We start from the raw sequence: 17,252 nt of genomic DNA, 5'->3' as shown, positions 1-17,252 counted from the left end.
GCAAGCAGTCGAAAAAAATTGAGAGGAATACTCGCTAGCGCGTATTTATCGAGATTTTATTGCTGTGAGTCCCCGTGATTGTTTGGTTTTTTGCGCGAGCTTTAAGCGATGCGCAATTGATGGTTTGAGCACCGGGCGGCGACAGTCGGGCTATTCTTAAAGCCTCGACTGGCAATCAGGAGTCGGTGATGAACGAGTCTGACTGGAAGCAGTATTGCGTGTTACGACCGGTGGCACATGAACGGATGTGCGTGCGGATTTTGTCGGATGTCGAAAAAGCGGTGCTGGATAAGAACCTCGCGCCCTACGAACGAATAGATGCCAGCGAGGAACTGCTTAAAGCCGGGCAAAAGGAGTTGTACTGGGCGTTTGGTGTTTTCAGGTTTTCGCGTCATGAAGCCCGCTCGCACTTGCTTGGGTTGTGCGCGCGGGAGTTGATCACGGCAGAGGAGTTGAGCTGGTTTTCAGTGGAGACGCAGGAGTGGGTCAAACACTGCCTGGCGGATCGAGAGGTCCATGGGATAGAGGACCTGGACGCGGAATAAGCGGCGTCAGTGATACCGCCTTCGCGGGCAAGCCTCGCTCCTACAGGAAATCACGCGATTACTGTAGGAGCGAGGCTTGCCCGCGAAGAGGCCGGTAGTCTCACCGACTGTTCAGGGTTGAAACGCGCCTATGAAAATCGCCGGATCCACCCGCGCATCATTCAGGCTGACATTCCAGTGCATATGCGGCCCGGTCGCCCGTCCAGTCGAACCGACCTTGCCGACCACACCACCACGCGCCAGTTGCTGCCCCACCTTCACATCGATCTTCGACATGTGACAGAACATGCTGATAAAGCCCTGCCCATGGTCGACAAACACCGTGTTGCCGTTAAAGAAGTAGTTACCGATCAAAATCACTTTGCCCGCTGCCGGGGTCTTGATCGGTGTGCCGGCGCCCACGGCGAAATCCAGGCCGGAGTGGGGATTGCGCTCTTCACCGTTGAAGAAACGGCGCACGCCGAACTTGCTCGACAGCGGGCCGTTGACCGGTTTGTCCAGCAGCAGGTTGCTCGGCGTATTCGGGCTGAACGTGCGGTATGCGGAAATCTGCTCGGCCAGTTCGCGCTCGATGCGCTTGAGATTGTCCGGGTCAGGATTGACCTGTTGAGTGTTTTTCAACGTGATGCGCTGTTCCGGATACTTCTTGTTGCCAACGGTGAAACTCAGGTTGCGGCCACCGCTGCTGATGGACTGGGCACCCGGTTTGACGGTCAACGGCACACCGACAATCGCCAGCCAATTGTCCTGTTCCTTGACCACCAGCACCGGTTTGCCCTGATAGCTGGCTTTCGGCGCCTGGGCCGCCGCACCCAGATCCACCACCGCCACGCCTCCCGGCACCGGTTTGTTCAACAGGCGGGTGATGTAGCTGTCGGCGTGGGCGTTGAAGGTCAGGCACAGCAACAGCAGTGGAGCTAAAAAACGCGGCATGGATCAATCCAGTAAAGAAAGGGTGACAGGCGTCAGGTGATTGTCTTCGACCCGCACTTGCAGTTCGCCTTCACCCAGTTTGGCTTTCAGGCGTTGGCCGTTGTGGGTTTGCGCGGCGTTGCGGATCGCGTTGCCGCGCTCGTCGAGCAAAATACTGTAGCCACGGCCGAGGGTCGCCAAAGGGCTGACCACATGCAGCGTCTGCACCTGACTTTGCAGTTGCAGACGACGGGATTTGAGGCCTTCGCGGATGGCCCGAGGCAGGCGTTCGGCGAGGCTGTCGAGGCGCTGACGCAACATCGCCAGTTGCCGCCCCGGATGTTGCCCGGCGAGGCGGGTTTCCAGGCGGATCAGCCGTTCGCGACGGGTATTGAGACTGCGTTCGAAGGCGCGGCGCATGCGCATGTCCAGATCATCCAGACGTTGCGCTTGTTGGCGCAGGCGTTCGCCGGGATGGCGCAAGCGACGAGAGATGCCTTCAAGGCGCAGTCGATCACGCATCAGGCGGTCGCGCATGCGCATCACCAGCCGGCGGTGCAGGCTTTCGACCCGACGCACCAGGTCGCTGGAATCCGGCGCCAGCAGTTCTGCGGCGGCGGACGGCGTCGGGGCGCGAACGTCGGCCACGAAATCACTGATCGATACATCGGTTTCATGGCCGACGGCGCTGACAATCGGCGTCACGCATGCATCCACGGCGCGGGCCACGGCTTCTTCGTTGAAACACCAGAGGTCTTCCAGCGAGCCGCCGCCTCGGGCCAGGATCAATGCATCGAAACCACGGGCGTCCGCCAGTTTCAACGCGCGGACAATCTGCGCCGTCGCTTCGCGGCCCTGCACGGCGGTGGGGATCAGCGTCAGCTGGATCTGCGGTGCGCGACGGCGGAACACGCTGATGATGTCGCGGATCACCGCGCCGGTCGGCGAACTGATGATGCCGATGCGCTGCGGATGCGCCGGCAGCGGCACTTTGCGCTCGGCGCTGAACAGGCCTTCGGCGCTGAGTTTTTCCTTCAACGCATCGAAGGCCAGGCGCAGTGCTCCGTCACCGGCCGGTTCGACGGTGTCGAGAATCAGCTGATAGTCGCCACGCCCTTCGAACAGCGAAACCTTGCCGCGCACCTTGACCGCCAGACCGTCCTTCAGCGCCTGACGAACCCGCGCTGCGTTCTGCCGGAACAACGCGCAACGTACTTGGGCGCCGCTGTCCTTGAGGGTGAAATACACGTGGCCGGACGCCGGGCGGGCGAGGTTGGAAATTTCGCCTTCGACCCAGATATTGCTGAACACGTCTTCAAGCAACACCCGCGCGCGGCCGTTGAGCTGGCTGACAGTCAGGACTTCACGGTCCAGGCCGAGTCTTGCAAAGGGATCTTTAATCATGGGGCGCAGTTTAAAGGCATTCGGCGATCAATCTCCATGATCTTGTGGGAGCGAGCTTGCTCGCGAAAGCGGAGTGTCAGTCGATATCAATGTTGACTGAAAGACCGCATTCGCGAGCAGGCTCGCTCCCACAATGGTCTGTGCAGACATTTATGAAGTGTTGAACCAGCGCCGTGGGATTCTGCCGGTAGGCGAGGGCGACGGTGCTGTGGCAATCCGGGTCGGCCAGGGGCAGGAAATGAATGTCGGGTGGCGCGATGTCCTGCATCGACTCCGGCAGCAGCGCGATGCCGAATCCGGCCTGGATCAATTGCAGTTGCGTGGTTTTGCGCGAGACCACCCGCGCCGCCTTCGGGAAAAATCCCTGGCGCATGCACAGCTCGGCGGACAGATAACTCAAACCGCCGCGCTGCGGGTGAGGGATGGAGATAAAGGCTTCATCCTTCAACTGCGCCAGATCGATGCCCTGAGCGGACTTATCCACTACCAGCCGATGATTGGGTGGAACGGCCAGCAGCAATCGTTCGCTATACAAAGGAACAATCTGCACGCCTTCACGCTGGCGCAACACCGGCAGGCGCAACAGTCCGACATCAAGTCGATTGTCGACCAACGCTTCAAGTTGCGCTTCGGAAGACAGTTTGACGATCTCCATGGACACGCCGGCCTGCTGATCCAGATAAGCACTGATACCCCGCAGCAGGCGACCACTCATGGGCACGGTGCTGGAGTGACTCAGACGCAAGGTCCCCAGTTGCCCGTTGCCCACTTGGGTGGCCATTTCACTGGCCTTGGTCAGCTCGTTCAGCAGGTTTCTGGCGCGCGGCAAGAACGCCTCCCCAGTGGCGGTCAGTCGCGGCTGGCGCGCCGTGCGTTCGAACAGCGGGGTTTGCAGGCGGGTTTCCATGTCCTTGATCTGCCGGCTCAAGGCTGATTGCGCAACAAACAAACGCTCAGCGGCTGCACTGAAGCTGCCGCACTCGGCGATTTCCACGAAGTAACGCAATTGACGGATTGAAAGCACGAGTCATGCCTTTTTGAGATGAGAGGTCGGCTTTGAAGATATTAGTCGCAAGGCTCGGTGCTGGCTAAAGTCATCACAGGTATTTGATAAAGGCGTGCAGATGAACGTGCTGGAGTTGTTACACCAATGGCCATTCGGCGCGACGGATTGGTTGGTGATTGGCCTTGGCATCGCCCTGGCTTACATCGTGTTTGGCATCGCCGGGTTCGGCACGGCGTTGGTGGCGGGGCCGATTCTGATTTTGTTCATGCCGCTGTCGAAGATTGTGCCGTTACTGGTGCTGCTGGATTTTGTCGCGGCGTTCGGCAATCTGCTGCCCTCGCGGCGCGATGTGGCCAGGCCTGAGTTGCTGCGGCTGTTGCCGTGCATGGCGGTGGGTTGCACGCTGGGCGTGATTTTTCTGCTGAACCTGAAATCCGACGTGTTGCTGCTGTTGATGGGGCTGTTTATCAGCGTCTATGCGGTTTACAGCCTGTGGGTCAAAACCCGGCCGACGCAGTTGTCTGCCGCCTGGGCAGTGCCGATGGGCACGGTGGGCGGGATGTTCGGGGCGTTGTTTGGCAGTGGCGGCTTTTTATATGCGATCTATTTGAACAGTCGGTTGCCGAAAGATGCGGCGCGAGCGACCCAGAGTGCGCTGATCAGTTGCAGCACTGTGGTGCGCCTGAGCCTGTTTGCTGTCGCGGGTGTGTATGCCGAGCTACCCTTGTTGGTATTGGCGCTGTGTTTGTTGCCGGCCATGGCGCTGGGGTTGTGGGTCGGCCGGCGGTTGACCATGCGATTGTCCCGCGAGGCGTTTGTGCGGCTGGTGACGTGGTTGGTGCTGGCCAGCGGGATTGCGTTGATCGGGCGGTATTTGAGTACTTGACCGGATTTCGTCAGGGATTAAGCTGCCGCCCGCTCGGACGCCTTCGCGGGCAAGCCTCGCTCCCACATTAGACTGCGATCAAATGTGGGAGCGAGGCTTGCCCGCGAAGGCGTCGGACGGCGCACCGCAGAATATCCATTTGACGCAGCAGGCTTGCACCCATGAATTCCCAAAGCATCATCGTCCCGAAAATCTCCACGCTGCCGGTGCACGAACCCCGGGCCAGGGCTGTCGTGCGGTGGCTGGTGCGCAAGGACATCATCAAGGAAGAGCTGACCACGTGCGGCCGCACCGGCAACCGCATGGGTCATGCGATCGCCGACGGTGCCCGCGCCGTGGTCCTGCACCCTGAAGCGCTGCCGTTCGGCGAGCCGGTCAATGGCCTCGAGATCATTACCAAGCGCTGCATCTACACGCCGGCCAAGGGCTTTCTTGAAGAGGCGGGCTGTGCCGAGTGCCGCAAGGAAGTCGGCGAAGCGCTGTTCGAAAGCCTCGAAGACTGGATGCCGGGGCGTACCGATAACTTCACCTGTCCCGAATGCGGGCATGAAGATGACATCAATGGCTTTCTGTTTTTGCAGGAGTGCGGGTTTTCCAACCTGGGGTTCATCTTTAATAACTGGGCTGAGGCTGGGTTCAAGCAGAGCTTTATCGATGAGTTTGCCGATTGGCTGGATCAACCCGTGAGCTGGGTAAAAGTTGAACTGTAAGTGAAGCCATAACCGTAGGAGCGAGGCTTGCCCGCGAAGCTTTTAGCGTCAGTGGTAACGCCTTCGCGGGCAAGCCTCGCTCCTACAGGATTTGTGGACAAATTCTTCCGTCGATCACTACGTCGATAATAGACAGAGTTTTACATTGAACCCGAGGGGGTGTCTGACTATAATGGCGCGCTTCCATTTTCCCGCTCGGGAGCCCCCGCGATGCTGCGTATCAGCCAAGAAGCTCTGACATTCGACGACATTCTCCTAGTGCCCGGTTATTCCGAGGTGCTTCCTAACGAAGTCAGTCTCAAGACCCGCCTTACCCGTGGCATCGAGCTGAACATTCCTCTGGTTTCTGCCGCCATGGACACCGTTACTGAAGCCCGTCTGGCAATCGCCATGGCTCAGGAAGGTGGCATCGGCATTATCCACAAGAACATGACCATCGAGCAGCAAGCTGCCGAAGTTCGCAAGGTCAAGAAGTTCGAAGCCGGCGTCGTCAAGGATCCGATCACCATCGAGGCTGACGCCACGGTTCGTGATCTGTTCGAACTGACCCGCATGCACAATATCTCCGGCGTTCCGGTACTGCACGATGGCGACCTGGTCGGCATCGTCACTTCCCGTGACGTGCGCTTCGAAACCCGTCTGGAAGCCACCGTACGTGAAGTGATGACGCCTAAAGAGCGTCTGGTCACCGTCCGTGAAGGCGCCAACAAGAACGAAGTCCGCGAGTTGCTGCACAAGCACCGCCTGGAAAAAGTCCTGATCGTCGACGACAAGTTTGCCCTCAAAGGCATGATGACCGTCAAAGACATCGAAAAAGCCAAGGCTTACCCGCTGGCCAGCAAGGACGATCAAGGTCGTCTGCGCGTGGGTGCTGCAGTCGGTACCGGTAAAGACACCGGTGACCGCGTTGCCGCGCTGGTCAATGCCGGCGTTGACGTGGTGGTGGTCGACACCGCTCACGGTCACTCCAAAGGTGTGATCGACCGCGTTCGCTGGGTCAAACAGAATTTCCCTGAAGTGCAGGTCATCGGCGGCAACATCGCCACCGGCGCTGCCGCCAAGGCCCTGGCCGAAGCTGGCGCTGACGCAGTCAAGGTCGGTATCGGCCCTGGCTCGATCTGCACCACCCGTATCGTCGCCGGTGTCGGCGTCCCGCAAATCAGTGCCATCGCCAACGTCGCCGCCGCCCTTGAAGGCACCGGTGTTCCGTTGATCGCCGACGGCGGCATCCGTTTCTCCGGTGACCTGTCCAAGGCCATCGTAGCCGGTGCTTCCTGCGTGATGATGGGCTCGATGTTCGCCGGTACTGAAGAAGCGCCAGGCGAGATCGAACTGTTCCAGGGTCGTTCGTACAAGGCTTACCGTGGCATGGGTTCGCTGGGCGCCATGTCCCAGGCTCAAGGTTCCTCCGACCGTTACTTCCAGGACTCCTCGGCAGGCGCCGAAAAACTGGTTCCGGAAGGCATCGAAGGGCGTGTTCCGTACAAGGGCACCCTGAGCGCCATCATCCATCAACTGATGGGCGGCCTGCGTTCCTCGATGGGTTACACCGGCAGTGCCGACATCGAAGAAATGCGCACCAAGCCTGAGTTCGTGCGGATCACCGGCGCTGGCATGGCCGAGTCCCACGTTCATGACGTACAGATCACCAAAGAAGCGCCAAACTACCGCGTAGGTTGAGCCTTCAAGCAAAAAGTTAAGTAACCGGGGCTGTTTTCAGCCCCGAGTTGTTTCTGATTCTCTTCACCGAACTGCATAGACGAGACTGACCACATGGCCCTCGACATTCACGCCCACCGCATCCTGATCCTCGACTTCGGTTCCCAGTACACCCAACTGATCGCCCGCCGCGTGCGTGAAATCGGCGTGTACTGCGAACTGCATCCGTTCGACATGGACGACGAAGCGATTCGCGAATTCGCTCCAAAAGGCGTCATTCTCGCCGGCGGCCCCGAGTCCGTGCACGAAGCCAACAGCCCTCGCTGCCCGCAAGCGGTGTTTGACCTGGGCGTGCCGGTCTTCGGCATCTGCTACGGCATGCAGACCATGGCTGAACAGCTGGGTGGCAAGGTCGAAGGTTCCGAACTGCGTGAATTCGGTTATGCCCGTGTCGACGTGGTCGGCAAGAGCCAGCTGCTGGACGGCATCGAAGACCACATCGACGCCGACGGCCTGTTCGGCCTCGACGTGTGGATGAGCCACGGTGACAAGGTCACCAAAATGCCGCAGGACTTCCACATCCTGGCCAGCACCCCGAGCTGCCCGATTGCCGGCATGTTCAACGATGACCTGCGCTACTACGGCGTGCAGTTCCACCCGGAAGTGACCCACACCAAGCAGGGCGGTCGCATCCTGTCGCGCTTCATCCTCGAGATCTGCGGCTGCGAAGCGCTGTGGACGCCGTCGAAGATCGCTGAAGACGCCATCGCCCAGGTTCGCGCCCAGGTCGGCACCGACAACGTCTTGCTCGGCCTGTCCGGCGGCGTTGACTCTTCGGTGGTTGCCGCGCTCCTGCACAAAGCCATCGGCGACCAGCTGACCTGCGTCTTCGTCGACAACGGCCTGTTGCGTCTGCACGAAGGCGAGCAAGTGATGGCCATGTTCGCCGAGAACATGGGCGTCAAGGTGATCCGCGCCAACGCTGAAGACCAGTTCCTGAACAACCTGGCTGGCGAAAGCGATCCAGAGAAGAAGCGCAAGATCATCGGCCGTACCTTCATCGACGTCTTCGATGCCCAGTCCAACAAACTGGACAACATCAAGTACCTCGCCCAAGGCACCATCTACCCGGACGTGATCGAGTCGGCTGGCGCGAAAAGCGGCAAGGCGCACGTGATCAAGTCGCACCACAACGTGGGCGGCCTGCCGGAAGAAATGAACCTCAAGCTGGTTGAACCGCTGCGTGAGCTGTTCAAGGACGAAGTCCGTCGTCTGGGCCTGGAACTCGGCCTGCCGTACGACATGGTCTACCGTCACCCGTTCCCGGGCCCGGGCCTGGGCGTGCGCATCCTGGGTGAAGTGAAGAAGGAATACGCCGACCTGCTGCGTCGTGCCGACCACATCTTCATCGAAGAACTGCGCAAGGCCGACTGGTACCACAAGGTCAGCCAGGCGTTCGTGGTGTTCCAGCCGGTGAAATCGGTTGGCGTTGTAGGCGATGGCCGTCGTTACGCCTGGGTCGTGGCCCTGCGTGCCGTGGAAACCATCGACTTCATGACTGCGCGTTGGGCTCACCTGCCTTACGAACTGCTGGAAACCGTCAGCGGCCGCATCATCAATGAAATCGAAGGCATCTCCCGCGTCACTTACGACGTGTCGAGCAAGCCACCAGCGACCATCGAGTGGGAATGATCCCGGTCTGATTGATCGCCTGTAACACCTGAAAGGCCCCGTGAATGTGAGTTCACGGGGCCTTTTGCGTATCAGGCCGCTACTGCGGGCAGGCGTCCTTCCAGCGTCAGGCCCATGCGGTTGAGTGCGTGGGCAAGGCTGAGCAGATTCGCGTAAGTGACTTGATGCACGCCCGCCCAGGCAGGGCGGTTGATCCGAAAACCGTTATCCATCGTCCGTTCGATTGTCGTTCGCACAATCTGGTTGTTGCGGCTGCGATGAATCAGCGTGAGTGTTTCCTCCGTCCTTTCAATGGTGAACGTGCCTTGGCGGAACAGCAGCTGATTGATCTGCTCGGGCGTTCGTTGAATGAGCTGCGTCGGCATCTGCAGGCTGATGTCGGCATACAGGGTGTCGGTATTGCCGCGCATCGGTCCAGTTCCCCCGGCAATCTCATGGCCTACTTCGATGCCATGGTCGATGTCCAGGTGCAGACTCTGATCGGGTTGCACTTCTTCAATGCGCAAACCGATACCACCCTCCGTTTCGCTGATGCCGGCCATTCCCCTGAACGTGTTGGTACTCTCCTGATCGGTGAGTACCAGCCATTTTCCGCCACCGTTGCGAGCTTGAGTGGCTTGCATGATTGTGTGAGTGAGATAGGTCCTGATGGATTGCCGTGATCTGAGGCCCATGGTCGTGTCTGTATAGCGATAACTTGCGAGGCAGTCAGTGGCTTGGATTCGAATACCGTTCTGTTGGGCCGTTTTGACGACCTCCAGCGGCGTGAACTGTCCTGCAGGATCACCTGGCAGCTTTTTCAGGTACATCTCCAGCATGCCATGCATATTTCCGGTTTCGGCGAAGTTGTTCAGGTCGACTTGACTGAAGTCGTTGAGCAGACGATGCATGTAGATCGTCTTGACGCCTTTCCTGGCCAGCGTCGGCATGTTTTCGATCAGGAATCGCATGCTGGCAATGCGATCCTGACTTTCACCGACCACCAGCCCCGGCGCTGTGTCGAATACCTTCTCGATGAGTTCGGTAACCGTCGTGGATTGCGTGATAACGGGCTGCACCGGGCGGGGAGGCAACGAGGCAAAGAAGTCCTTGGGTAACTGGAATCCGGTTGCATCCCTGACCAGCATTGTGCGGCGCCCGGCGACAAACTCTTCGTAAGGGGAGACTCCTCTTAATCCTCCATAAGGCGTGGCAACGACTTTTATATGGGTTTCCGATTTTCCCAACGCCAGGAAATTCAACGAGCGACCGTTGGGGGCATCGTATCGGGTCAAGTGTGCGTGATCATTCACTTTGGGCCGCACTGGAGCAGTGGGCCGGGAGGGGCCGGGAACAAGCTTGCTGGGGCCTTTTCCGCCACCCTTCAACCCGCTTTTCGGCGCCAGCTCCCATTCACCTTCGGCATTCAGACGTACGGGAATCGACCCTTTAAAGGCATTAGGGTTTTCCGGGTCGATGATGGCCCAGGTTCCGCCGCCGTTAACGTCTGCCTCATAACGCACGTAGTAAGGCTGGTCGTTTATCAGGATGGCGTTGGAAGGCTGTGAATCCAGTGTGTAGACACCCTGGAATTTTCCGCTGGTGGCCATTGGGGAGCTTTCGAGGATTTCGTTGCTTTGCCAGTGCTCTGGCACTTCAAACGCTTGCGCGGTTTCATCGGGCAGGGTGGGTAACACACCCGGTTGCAAGGGACCTTCCTCCGATTCTACGGACGCCTGCGGTTCTTGCGTGCCGACGGTTTCTTCCGGCTCGAGAGTCTTGTTCAAGTCCGCCATCTCGGCCGCTTCTGCTGCCTCAGCCGCAGCCCCGGTTTCGTCCAGCACACTGACCTCTTTGAGCAGCGGGAGATTGAACAACACATTGATGCCATCGAGCACCGCGCCAATCACGCCAGCCTTGCGTTCCGCTGCGGTTTTACCATTCACCGCCTTGTCGATGTTCAAACCCATGGCCGCGATGCTGGCCCCGATCACCGGCAATGCGATCGGCCAGCCAAGTACCGCCAATGGGCCGAATACATGCAGTGCGGCGGTGAGATAACCCAGCCATAGCTGCTTACGCATCTGTCCATTGCTCACCAGCGTCAGGTCAGCCTCTTCCATCATGGTCTGCTGGACAGCGCGGGTCTGCCAGGCGAACACATCACCGCTGATGGTGATGTCTTTTTGATTGATCAAGTGGTGATCGTATTTACCCCAGGTGCCAACCAGTTGATTCATCAGAGGGGTGATGTTGTCGTGGACCTCCTTGCGAACCGACAGCGGGAAATGGGTCATGAATTCGGTGCGGGGCTGTTCTTCGTTCATTTGCAGCAACATCCACCAGTGCATGTCCGTCACTGTCGGATGCACATGGAAGGGCTCTGCGGCGCCGGGAACGTAGGTGATCTGCCGACCGTTGGGCTCAACGATGCGCAGAATATCGGTGGCGACATGGCCTGCGACATCCAGCGCGCAAACACGAAGATCCGCAGGCGTAGCGGTTTGCGCTTTCAGGGTGGCCAAGGTGATCGGCCACGACGCGCCACCGACCACGGCCCTGATGACGGTCTGGAAGTCTTCCTCTTCGAGTTGCCCGTTTTGCCGCGACTCCACGGCTTTGCTGAGGTAGTTACATTTGGCCAGGGTGCGGAAGTCATCAAAATGGCTGGCCCAGAACGCATTCAGCTTATCCAGGTAGCGTTGACTGAGGTTCTTCTCCCACAGGTCTGCGAGGACTTTCCTGGGGTACATCCTTACTTCATTGGTTTCATTGAAAATACTGGCGCTCGCATCCGCGGTATAAAATCCGCCTTTGAAGTCCAGTTCGAGGGCGTCGTCCTGGTCGGTTACGCGGAACCGGTGGATGACCAGTTGCGTCAGGGTTAAAGACTCACTGATTTTTGGCTCGTACTCCCAACCCAGAAATGCCTTGGTACTGCTGGCTGATAAACCGGCAAAACGGTGCCACCAGACCTGATCCGGGTCCAGGCCGGTAATGCCATGCTTTTGCAGAATTTCACTGGCGACCGCATGGGCTTCCTCCTGCAAACCGGGGCAGGCTGTCACGACGACGGGCGCGATGAGTCTGAGTGTTTCCTGGTCGGCGGCATTGGTTGATGCGGGGGTATTTTGTTCGGTAGACATGCTCTCGTTCCTTGAGAAATGGGCCGCGATGATTGCCCGTTTCCATGCCGTCCGTGCACTACATATATATGCCTGGATAGACGGTCAGTGCGGATAAGACTGTGACCAGTCGCCGCGCCGCCCTTACTGTTTCTCAACCGCAGGTGTATCGTATTCGCCTTTTGCAGGTCCCCGGACCTGTCGCTGATACGTGAGGTAGTTGAGTTCATGTCCTTTACCCGTCGCCAAATCCTCGGTGGCCTGGCCGGTCTTGTTGTCGTTGGTGTCGGTGCGGGGGGCGCTTCGCGTTACTGGCTGGGCAAGATGGCCGATGCCGATGCGGGCCACGACTATGAGCTGATCGCGGCACCGCTGGACGTCGAACTGGTGGCCGGGCACAAGACCCAAGCCTGGGCGTTCGGCCCATCGGCGCCGGGCACCGAGTTGCGCGTGCGCCAGGGTGAATGGCTGCGGGTGCGGTTCATCAACCACCTGCCGGTGGCGACCACCATTCACTGGCACGGCATCCGCCTGCCGCTGGAAATGGATGGCGTGCCCTACGTCTCGCAGTTGCCGGTGCTGCCGGGTGAATACTTCGACTACAAATTCCGCGTGCCCGATGCCGGCAGCTATTGGTATCACCCGCACGTGAACAGCAGCGAAGAACTGGGCCGTGGCCTGGTGGGACCGTTGATTGTCGAAGAGCGCGAGCCGACCGGTTTCAAGTACGAGAAAACCTTGAGCCTCAAGAGCTGGCATGTCGACGATGTGGGCAATTTCGTCGAGTTCAGCATTCCCCGGGAAGCGGCCCGGGGAGGTACGGCGGGGCGTCTGGCGACCATCAATGGTGTGCCGCAGGCGGTCATCGATTTGCCGGCCGGGCAGATCACCCGCGTGCGCCTGCTCAATCTCGATAACACCCTGACCTATCGTCTCAACATTCCCGGTGTCGAGGCGCAGATCTACGCGCTGGACGGCAATCCTGTCGAGCCACGCCCGTTGGGCAAGGAATACTGGCTCGGGCCAGGCATGCGCATTTGCCTGGCGATCAAGGCACCGCCGGTGGGTGAAGAGTTGTCCCTGCGCAACGGCCCGGTACGTTTGGGCACGTTCCGCTCAGTGGCCACCAGCGATGCACTGACCGAGTGGCCGCCCGCGCTGCCGGCCAACCCGGTGGCTGAGCCGGACCTGGCCAATGCCGAGAAACTCAACTTCAATTTCGAATGGGTGGGCTCGGTGTCGGTGAATGTCGACAACGGCAAGCCGCCGAGCCTCTGGCAGATCAACGGCAAGGCCTGGGACATCACCGACAAGACCTGCGCCGACCGGCCGATTGCCAAGCTCGAGAAGGGCAAGAGCTACATTTTCGAATTGAAAAACATGACTCAGTATCAGCACCCGGTTCACCTGCATGGCATGAGCTTCAAGGTTATTGCCTCGAACCGGCACAAGGTCATCCCGTACTTCACCGACACCTATTTGCTGGGCAAGAACGAGCGGGCGCAAGTGGCGCTGGTGGCGGATAACCCTGGGGTGTGGATGTTCCATTGCCATGTGATCGACCACATGGAAACAGGCCTGATGGCCGCCATCGAGGTGGCGTGATGCGTCAGATTCGTCCCGCCGCGATCATTGATCGCAGCCGTGATCGTGACTTCATGCGCGAAGCGCTGGCGCTGGCCGCACAAGGCGCTGCGCTGGGTGAAGTGCCGGTGGGCGCGGTGTTGGTGCAGGACGGTGAAATCATCGGCCGTGGCTTCAATTGCCCGATCAGCGGCAACGACCCGAGCGCGCATGCCGAGATGGTCGCGATCCGCGCGGCGGCATTGGCGGCCAGCAACTATCGCCTGCCGGGTAGCACGCTGTACGTGACGCTGGAACCGTGCAGCATGTGCGCCGGGCTGATCGTGCATTCGCGGATTGCGCGGGTGGTGTACGGCGCGCTGGAGCCCAAGGCGGGGATTGTGCAGAGTCAGGGGCAGTTTTTTACCCAGGGCTTTCTGAATCACCGGGTGTTGTATGAAGGTGGGGTGTTGGCCGAGGAATGCGGAGCAGTGCTCAGCGAATTCTTCAAGGCCCGACGGGTCAAGCCCGCAGACTAGAGGCGACAATGAAGCAGCCTTCGCGGGCAAGCCTCGCTCCTACGGGGTTGTGTCGTACGCCAATTCCGCGGCCGACGCATAACCTGTAGGAGCGAGGCTTGCCCGCGAAGCTTTTATTTGCGGGCGACGATCACTGCACGCATCGGCGCCGGCAGCCCTTCAATCGTCTTGCTGTGATCCTCGGGATCGAGGAAATCACTCAACGACTGATACTTCATCCATTCCGTGCCGCGCTGTTCCTCGACCGTCGTCACGCTGACATCCACGCACTTCACGTCTGTGAAACCGGCACGCCGCAACCAGAGCATCAGCGCCGGCACCGACGGCAAGAACCACACGTTACGCATCTGCGCATAACGGTCTTCCGGCACCAGCACCTGCTGCTGATCACCTTCGATCACCAGCGTCTCCAGCACCAGTTCGCCGCCCTTGACCAGGCAATCCTTCAGCGCCAACAGATGCTCGATCGGCGAGCGGCGGTGGTAGAACACGCCCATGGAAAACACCGTGTCGAAGCCTTCGAGTTCGGGTGGCAGGTCTTCGAAGGGGAAGGGCAGGTGCCAGGCATTGGGCTCGGACAAATAGCGCTGAACCGCCTGGAACTGACAGAAGAACAACCAGTTCGGGTCGACGCCGATCACGCTGTCCGCACCGGCGCCGAGCATGCGCCACATGTAGTAACCATTGCCGCAGCCGACATCGAGGATGCGTTTGCCCTTCAGGTCCAGGTGCGGCGCGACGCGCGACCACTTCCAGTCCGAACGCCATTCGGTGTCGACATGCACACCAAACAGATCGAACGGGCCTTTGCGCCACGGCGACAACCCCATCAACGCGGTACGCATTTGCGCGCGGGTCTCAGCGTCGCAATCGGTGTCCAGGGTCAGGCCATCCAGCAGGTCGACTTCGCTCGGCTGGATTTTTGGCAAGGCGTCCAGCGCACTCTGCCAGCGCTCCAGGTCGCCATGACCCTTTTCCATTTTCTTGTCGAGTTGCGCCTGCAGGGTGTTGGCCCAGTCGGCCAGCGGTGTACCGGCCAGACGGCGGGCGAGGGGGGACAGATCAATCATGGCAAGGCAATCAACGAGGCAAAGTTAAGACACTGGAACCACGGCACGACTTTCGAGAAACCGGCAGCCAGCAGGCGCTCGCGGTGTTCTTCGAGGCTGTCGGGCTTCATGACGTTTTCGATGGCGCTGCGCTTCTGGGCGATTTCCAGTTCGCTGTAGCCGTTGGCGCGTTTGAACGCGACGTGCAGGTCGGTGAGCAGCGCGTGTTCTTCGGGGTCGTTGAAACGCAGCTTTTCCGAGAGAATCAACGCACCACCGGGAAGCAGCGACTGACGGATGCGGCTCAGCAACGCGGTGCGCTGCTCGGGGGCAATGAATTGCAACGTGAAGTTCAGCGCCACCACCGAGGCTGGCTGAAAGTCGAGGGCGAGGATGTCGCCTTCGATCACTTCCACCGGCAGCAACTCCTGGAACATCGAATCCTGACCGTTGAGGTATTCGCGGCAGCGTTCGACCATCGCCGCCGAGTTATCCACAGCGATCACCCGGCAACCGTCGGTGCGTACGTGACGGCGCAACGCCTGGGTCACGGCACCGAGGGACGAGCCTAGGTCATAGAGCACGCTGTTGGGCTGGGCGAATTGCGCGGCGAGCACACCGAGGTTTTCGACAATGGTCGGATAACCTGGCACCGAGCGCTTGATCATGTCCGGGAACACCCGCACCACGTCCTCGTTAAAGGCGAAGTCAGGCACCTGGGCCAAAGGCTGGGCGAAAAGGCGATCGGGTTCTTTGCTCACGGCGGTTCCAGCGGCGTATGTGGAAAAGGCCGGCATTTTAGCCAACTTGGCGCTGGGATGCGCGGGTTGTCTGATAAAGCGGTGGGCAGGCTGTGAGGTCTGTGTGTTCAGTGATGTCGCTTTCGCGAGCAGGCTCACTCCTACAAGGACAGCGCTGTACCTGTGGGAGTGAGCCTGCTCGCGATGAATTCAGCGCGGTTTCGGACCGAACGCCGAGGCGGTGATGCCCCACTGCCCCAACCAATAGCTGAGGATGATCACATAAGGAGCTGCATCGAACGGCGCAACAAACCGGTTGATGCCAATCACGCTGTCTGAAAACACAAACGCCAGCGCGCCGCCTGCCGCCAGCAGCGCCGAGCGTTTCGGCACATCGGTGCCCAGACGCGCCAGTGCCCGCCAAAGCATGGCGCTGATAGCCAGGCCGTAGACGATCACCGGGATCAGCAGCGGGCCCAGACCATTGGCAATCAAAATCCCCAACAGCACCGCACCGACGCCCAACGCGAGTATTAACGGCAACACCGCCAATCGCCGGCAATCACTCAAATACGCCTTCAGATAGGCAAGGTGCGCGACCAAAAACGCCCCGAGGCCGAACACAAACAAATCCCCCGGCCACGCGAGCAACACATCGCCGAGCAGGGAAAAGATCAAGCCCAGGCTGATCCACCGCCGATATTCGCTGGGCGGCGCATCGTGCAGCCAGCCGAGCAAGGCCAATACGGGCAACGGTTTGACCAGCAGGCAGAGCAGCGCGGCGTGCACGCTCAGGCCGTAAAGAAAGGTCACTGCGCCCATCAGCGCCAGAATCAGCCAGCCCATGATCAGTTAACCGAGATCGCGCAATCGAAGGTTTCCACCGCCGGCACTTCCGGCGCCCAAGGTTGTTGCGAAGTCAGGCGCAAGCGTCCGTCACCGTGTGCGAATGCCTGGAAACGCCAGGTAGAAACACCGGCAGCACCGACGACGCCAGCATCTTCCGGATTTCGATAGACCTCTGGCCCTAACGCGCGCAACACGCCGCCGGCCGAATCCTGGATCGCCCAGCGGTAACCCGTGGTCGGGTTGCTCGGCAGGGTCAGGATCAAGTTTTGCCCGTTATGCAGTTGCACGGGGCATTCGCTTTGTTTTTCCACAGTCACGTTCTGTTTCGGTTGCGTGGCGCACGCGGCCAGCAAGGCGAGGGCGAGGGGGACAAACAGGCGGGTGGGGGACATGAGGTCAGTGGCTCCGGCATTCACGACGAACGGCGAGCATAACTGAAGATGAGACAAAGTGTGACAGCTGCGGAAGCCGGCGCTGTCAGTGCTGACGCCATCGCGAGCAGGCTCGCTCCCACAGGGGATTCGCAGTGGACACGAGATTTGTGAACACCACCAACCACTGTGGGAGCGAGCCTGCTCGCGATAGCAATCGTGC

Annotated in this window: 15 protein-coding genes; 7 read left to right on the top strand and 8 right to left on the bottom strand. The window is 59.8% G+C overall.

Annotated elements, in window-relative coordinates:
- Positions 1-188: 188 nt before the first annotated feature.
- The gene (locus ACYZUC_RS14870; protein WP_461996573.1) at positions 189-545 is read left to right on the top strand and encodes a hypothetical protein; all 357 of its coding nucleotides are present in this window, start codon (positions 189-191) and stop codon (positions 543-545) included.
- A 111-nt stretch (positions 546-656) separates the two neighbouring features.
- Here ACYZUC_RS14870 and ACYZUC_RS14865 read toward each other — a convergent pair whose 3' ends face one another.
- The 3 genes from ACYZUC_RS14865 to ACYZUC_RS14855 all read right to left on the bottom strand — a co-directional run bounded on the left by ACYZUC_RS14865 (position 657) and on the right by ACYZUC_RS14855 (position 3,885).
- Positions 657-1,478 (bottom strand): peptidoglycan DD-metalloendopeptidase family protein, encoded by an 822-nt coding sequence (locus tag ACYZUC_RS14865; RefSeq protein ID WP_461996572.1) that lies wholly within the window; start codon positions 1,476-1,478, stop codon positions 657-659.
- 3 nt (positions 1,479-1,481) lie between these two features.
- Entirely contained in the window at positions 1,482-2,861 is a 1,380-nt protein-coding gene (gene xseA / locus ACYZUC_RS14860) for an exodeoxyribonuclease VII large subunit (RefSeq protein ID WP_461996571.1), read from the bottom strand.
- Positions 2,862-2,937: 76 nt separating this feature from the next.
- Positions 2,938-3,885: a LysR family transcriptional regulator gene (locus tag ACYZUC_RS14855; RefSeq protein WP_461996570.1), complete on the bottom strand. Its 948-nt coding sequence runs from the start codon at positions 3,883-3,885 to the stop codon at positions 2,938-2,940.
- 100 nt (positions 3,886-3,985) lie between these two features.
- Here ACYZUC_RS14855 and ACYZUC_RS14850 point away from each other — a divergent pair, with 100 nt between their 5' ends.
- From ACYZUC_RS14850 to guaA, 4 genes are all read left to right on the top strand, one after another.
- Positions 3,986-4,753 (top strand): sulfite exporter TauE/SafE family protein, encoded by a 768-nt coding sequence (locus ACYZUC_RS14850; RefSeq protein WP_461996569.1) that lies wholly within the window; start codon positions 3,986-3,988, stop codon positions 4,751-4,753.
- A 161-nt stretch (positions 4,754-4,914) separates the two neighbouring features.
- The gene (locus tag ACYZUC_RS14845; protein WP_461996568.1) at positions 4,915-5,463 is read left to right on the top strand and encodes a sugar ABC transporter ATPase; all 549 of its coding nucleotides are present in this window, start codon (positions 4,915-4,917) and stop codon (positions 5,461-5,463) included.
- Between the two features lie 210 nt (positions 5,464-5,673).
- Complete coding sequence (gene guaB, locus ACYZUC_RS14840) at positions 5,674-7,143, top strand: IMP dehydrogenase (protein ID WP_008042411.1); 1,470 nt, start codon at positions 5,674-5,676, stop codon at positions 7,141-7,143.
- Between the two features lie 93 nt (positions 7,144-7,236).
- On the top strand, positions 7,237-8,814 hold the full coding sequence (gene guaA, locus ACYZUC_RS14835; protein WP_008025547.1) for a glutamine-hydrolyzing GMP synthase: 1,578 nt from the start codon (positions 7,237-7,239) through the stop codon (positions 8,812-8,814).
- A gap of 71 nt (positions 8,815-8,885) precedes the next feature.
- On the opposite strand, the gene ACYZUC_RS14830 is transcribed toward guaA, so the two are convergent.
- A complete protein-coding gene (locus tag ACYZUC_RS14830) occupies positions 8,886-11,939 on the bottom strand; it encodes a membrane-targeted effector domain-containing toxin (RefSeq protein WP_461996567.1) in 3,054 nt (1,017 codons plus the stop codon).
- A 207-nt stretch (positions 11,940-12,146) separates the two neighbouring features.
- On the opposite strand from ACYZUC_RS14830, the gene ACYZUC_RS14825 reads away from it, so the two are divergent.
- Positions 12,147-13,523, top strand: a complete 1,377-nt coding sequence (locus ACYZUC_RS14825; protein ID WP_461996566.1) for a multicopper oxidase family protein — start codon at positions 12,147-12,149, stop codon at positions 13,521-13,523.
- On the top strand, positions 13,523-14,020 hold the full coding sequence (tadA, locus tag ACYZUC_RS14820; RefSeq protein WP_461996565.1) for a tRNA adenosine(34) deaminase TadA: 498 nt from the start codon (positions 13,523-13,525) through the stop codon (positions 14,018-14,020). The genes ACYZUC_RS14825 and tadA overlap by 1 nt, the downstream gene beginning before the upstream one ends.
- A gap of 113 nt (positions 14,021-14,133) precedes the next feature.
- On the opposite strand, the gene cmoB is transcribed toward tadA, so the two are convergent.
- From cmoB to ACYZUC_RS14800, 4 genes are all read right to left on the bottom strand, one after another.
- Entirely contained in the window at positions 14,134-15,090 is a 957-nt protein-coding gene (cmoB, locus tag ACYZUC_RS14815) for a tRNA 5-methoxyuridine(34)/uridine 5-oxyacetic acid(34) synthase CmoB (protein ID WP_461996564.1), read from the bottom strand.
- Positions 15,087-15,866: a carboxy-S-adenosyl-L-methionine synthase CmoA gene (cmoA, locus tag ACYZUC_RS14810; protein WP_177318187.1), complete on the bottom strand. Its 780-nt coding sequence runs from the start codon at positions 15,864-15,866 to the stop codon at positions 15,087-15,089. The genes cmoB and cmoA overlap by 4 nt, the downstream gene beginning before the upstream one ends.
- 153 nt (positions 15,867-16,019) lie before the next feature.
- Positions 16,020-16,655 (bottom strand): lysoplasmalogenase, encoded by a 636-nt coding sequence (locus ACYZUC_RS14805; RefSeq protein ID WP_192228451.1) that lies wholly within the window; start codon positions 16,653-16,655, stop codon positions 16,020-16,022.
- Positions 16,656-16,657: 2 nt separating this feature from the next.
- Complete coding sequence (locus ACYZUC_RS14800; protein ID WP_223415437.1) at positions 16,658-17,050, bottom strand: protease inhibitor I42 family protein; 393 nt, start codon at positions 17,048-17,050, stop codon at positions 16,658-16,660.
- Between the last annotated feature and the right edge of the window lie 202 nt (positions 17,051-17,252).

This window comes from Pseudomonas sp. GT1P32, assembly GCF_054897805.1.
The sequence above is the reverse complement of the archived record's forward strand: the minus strand, read 5'-3'. Positions and strand labels throughout refer to the sequence as shown.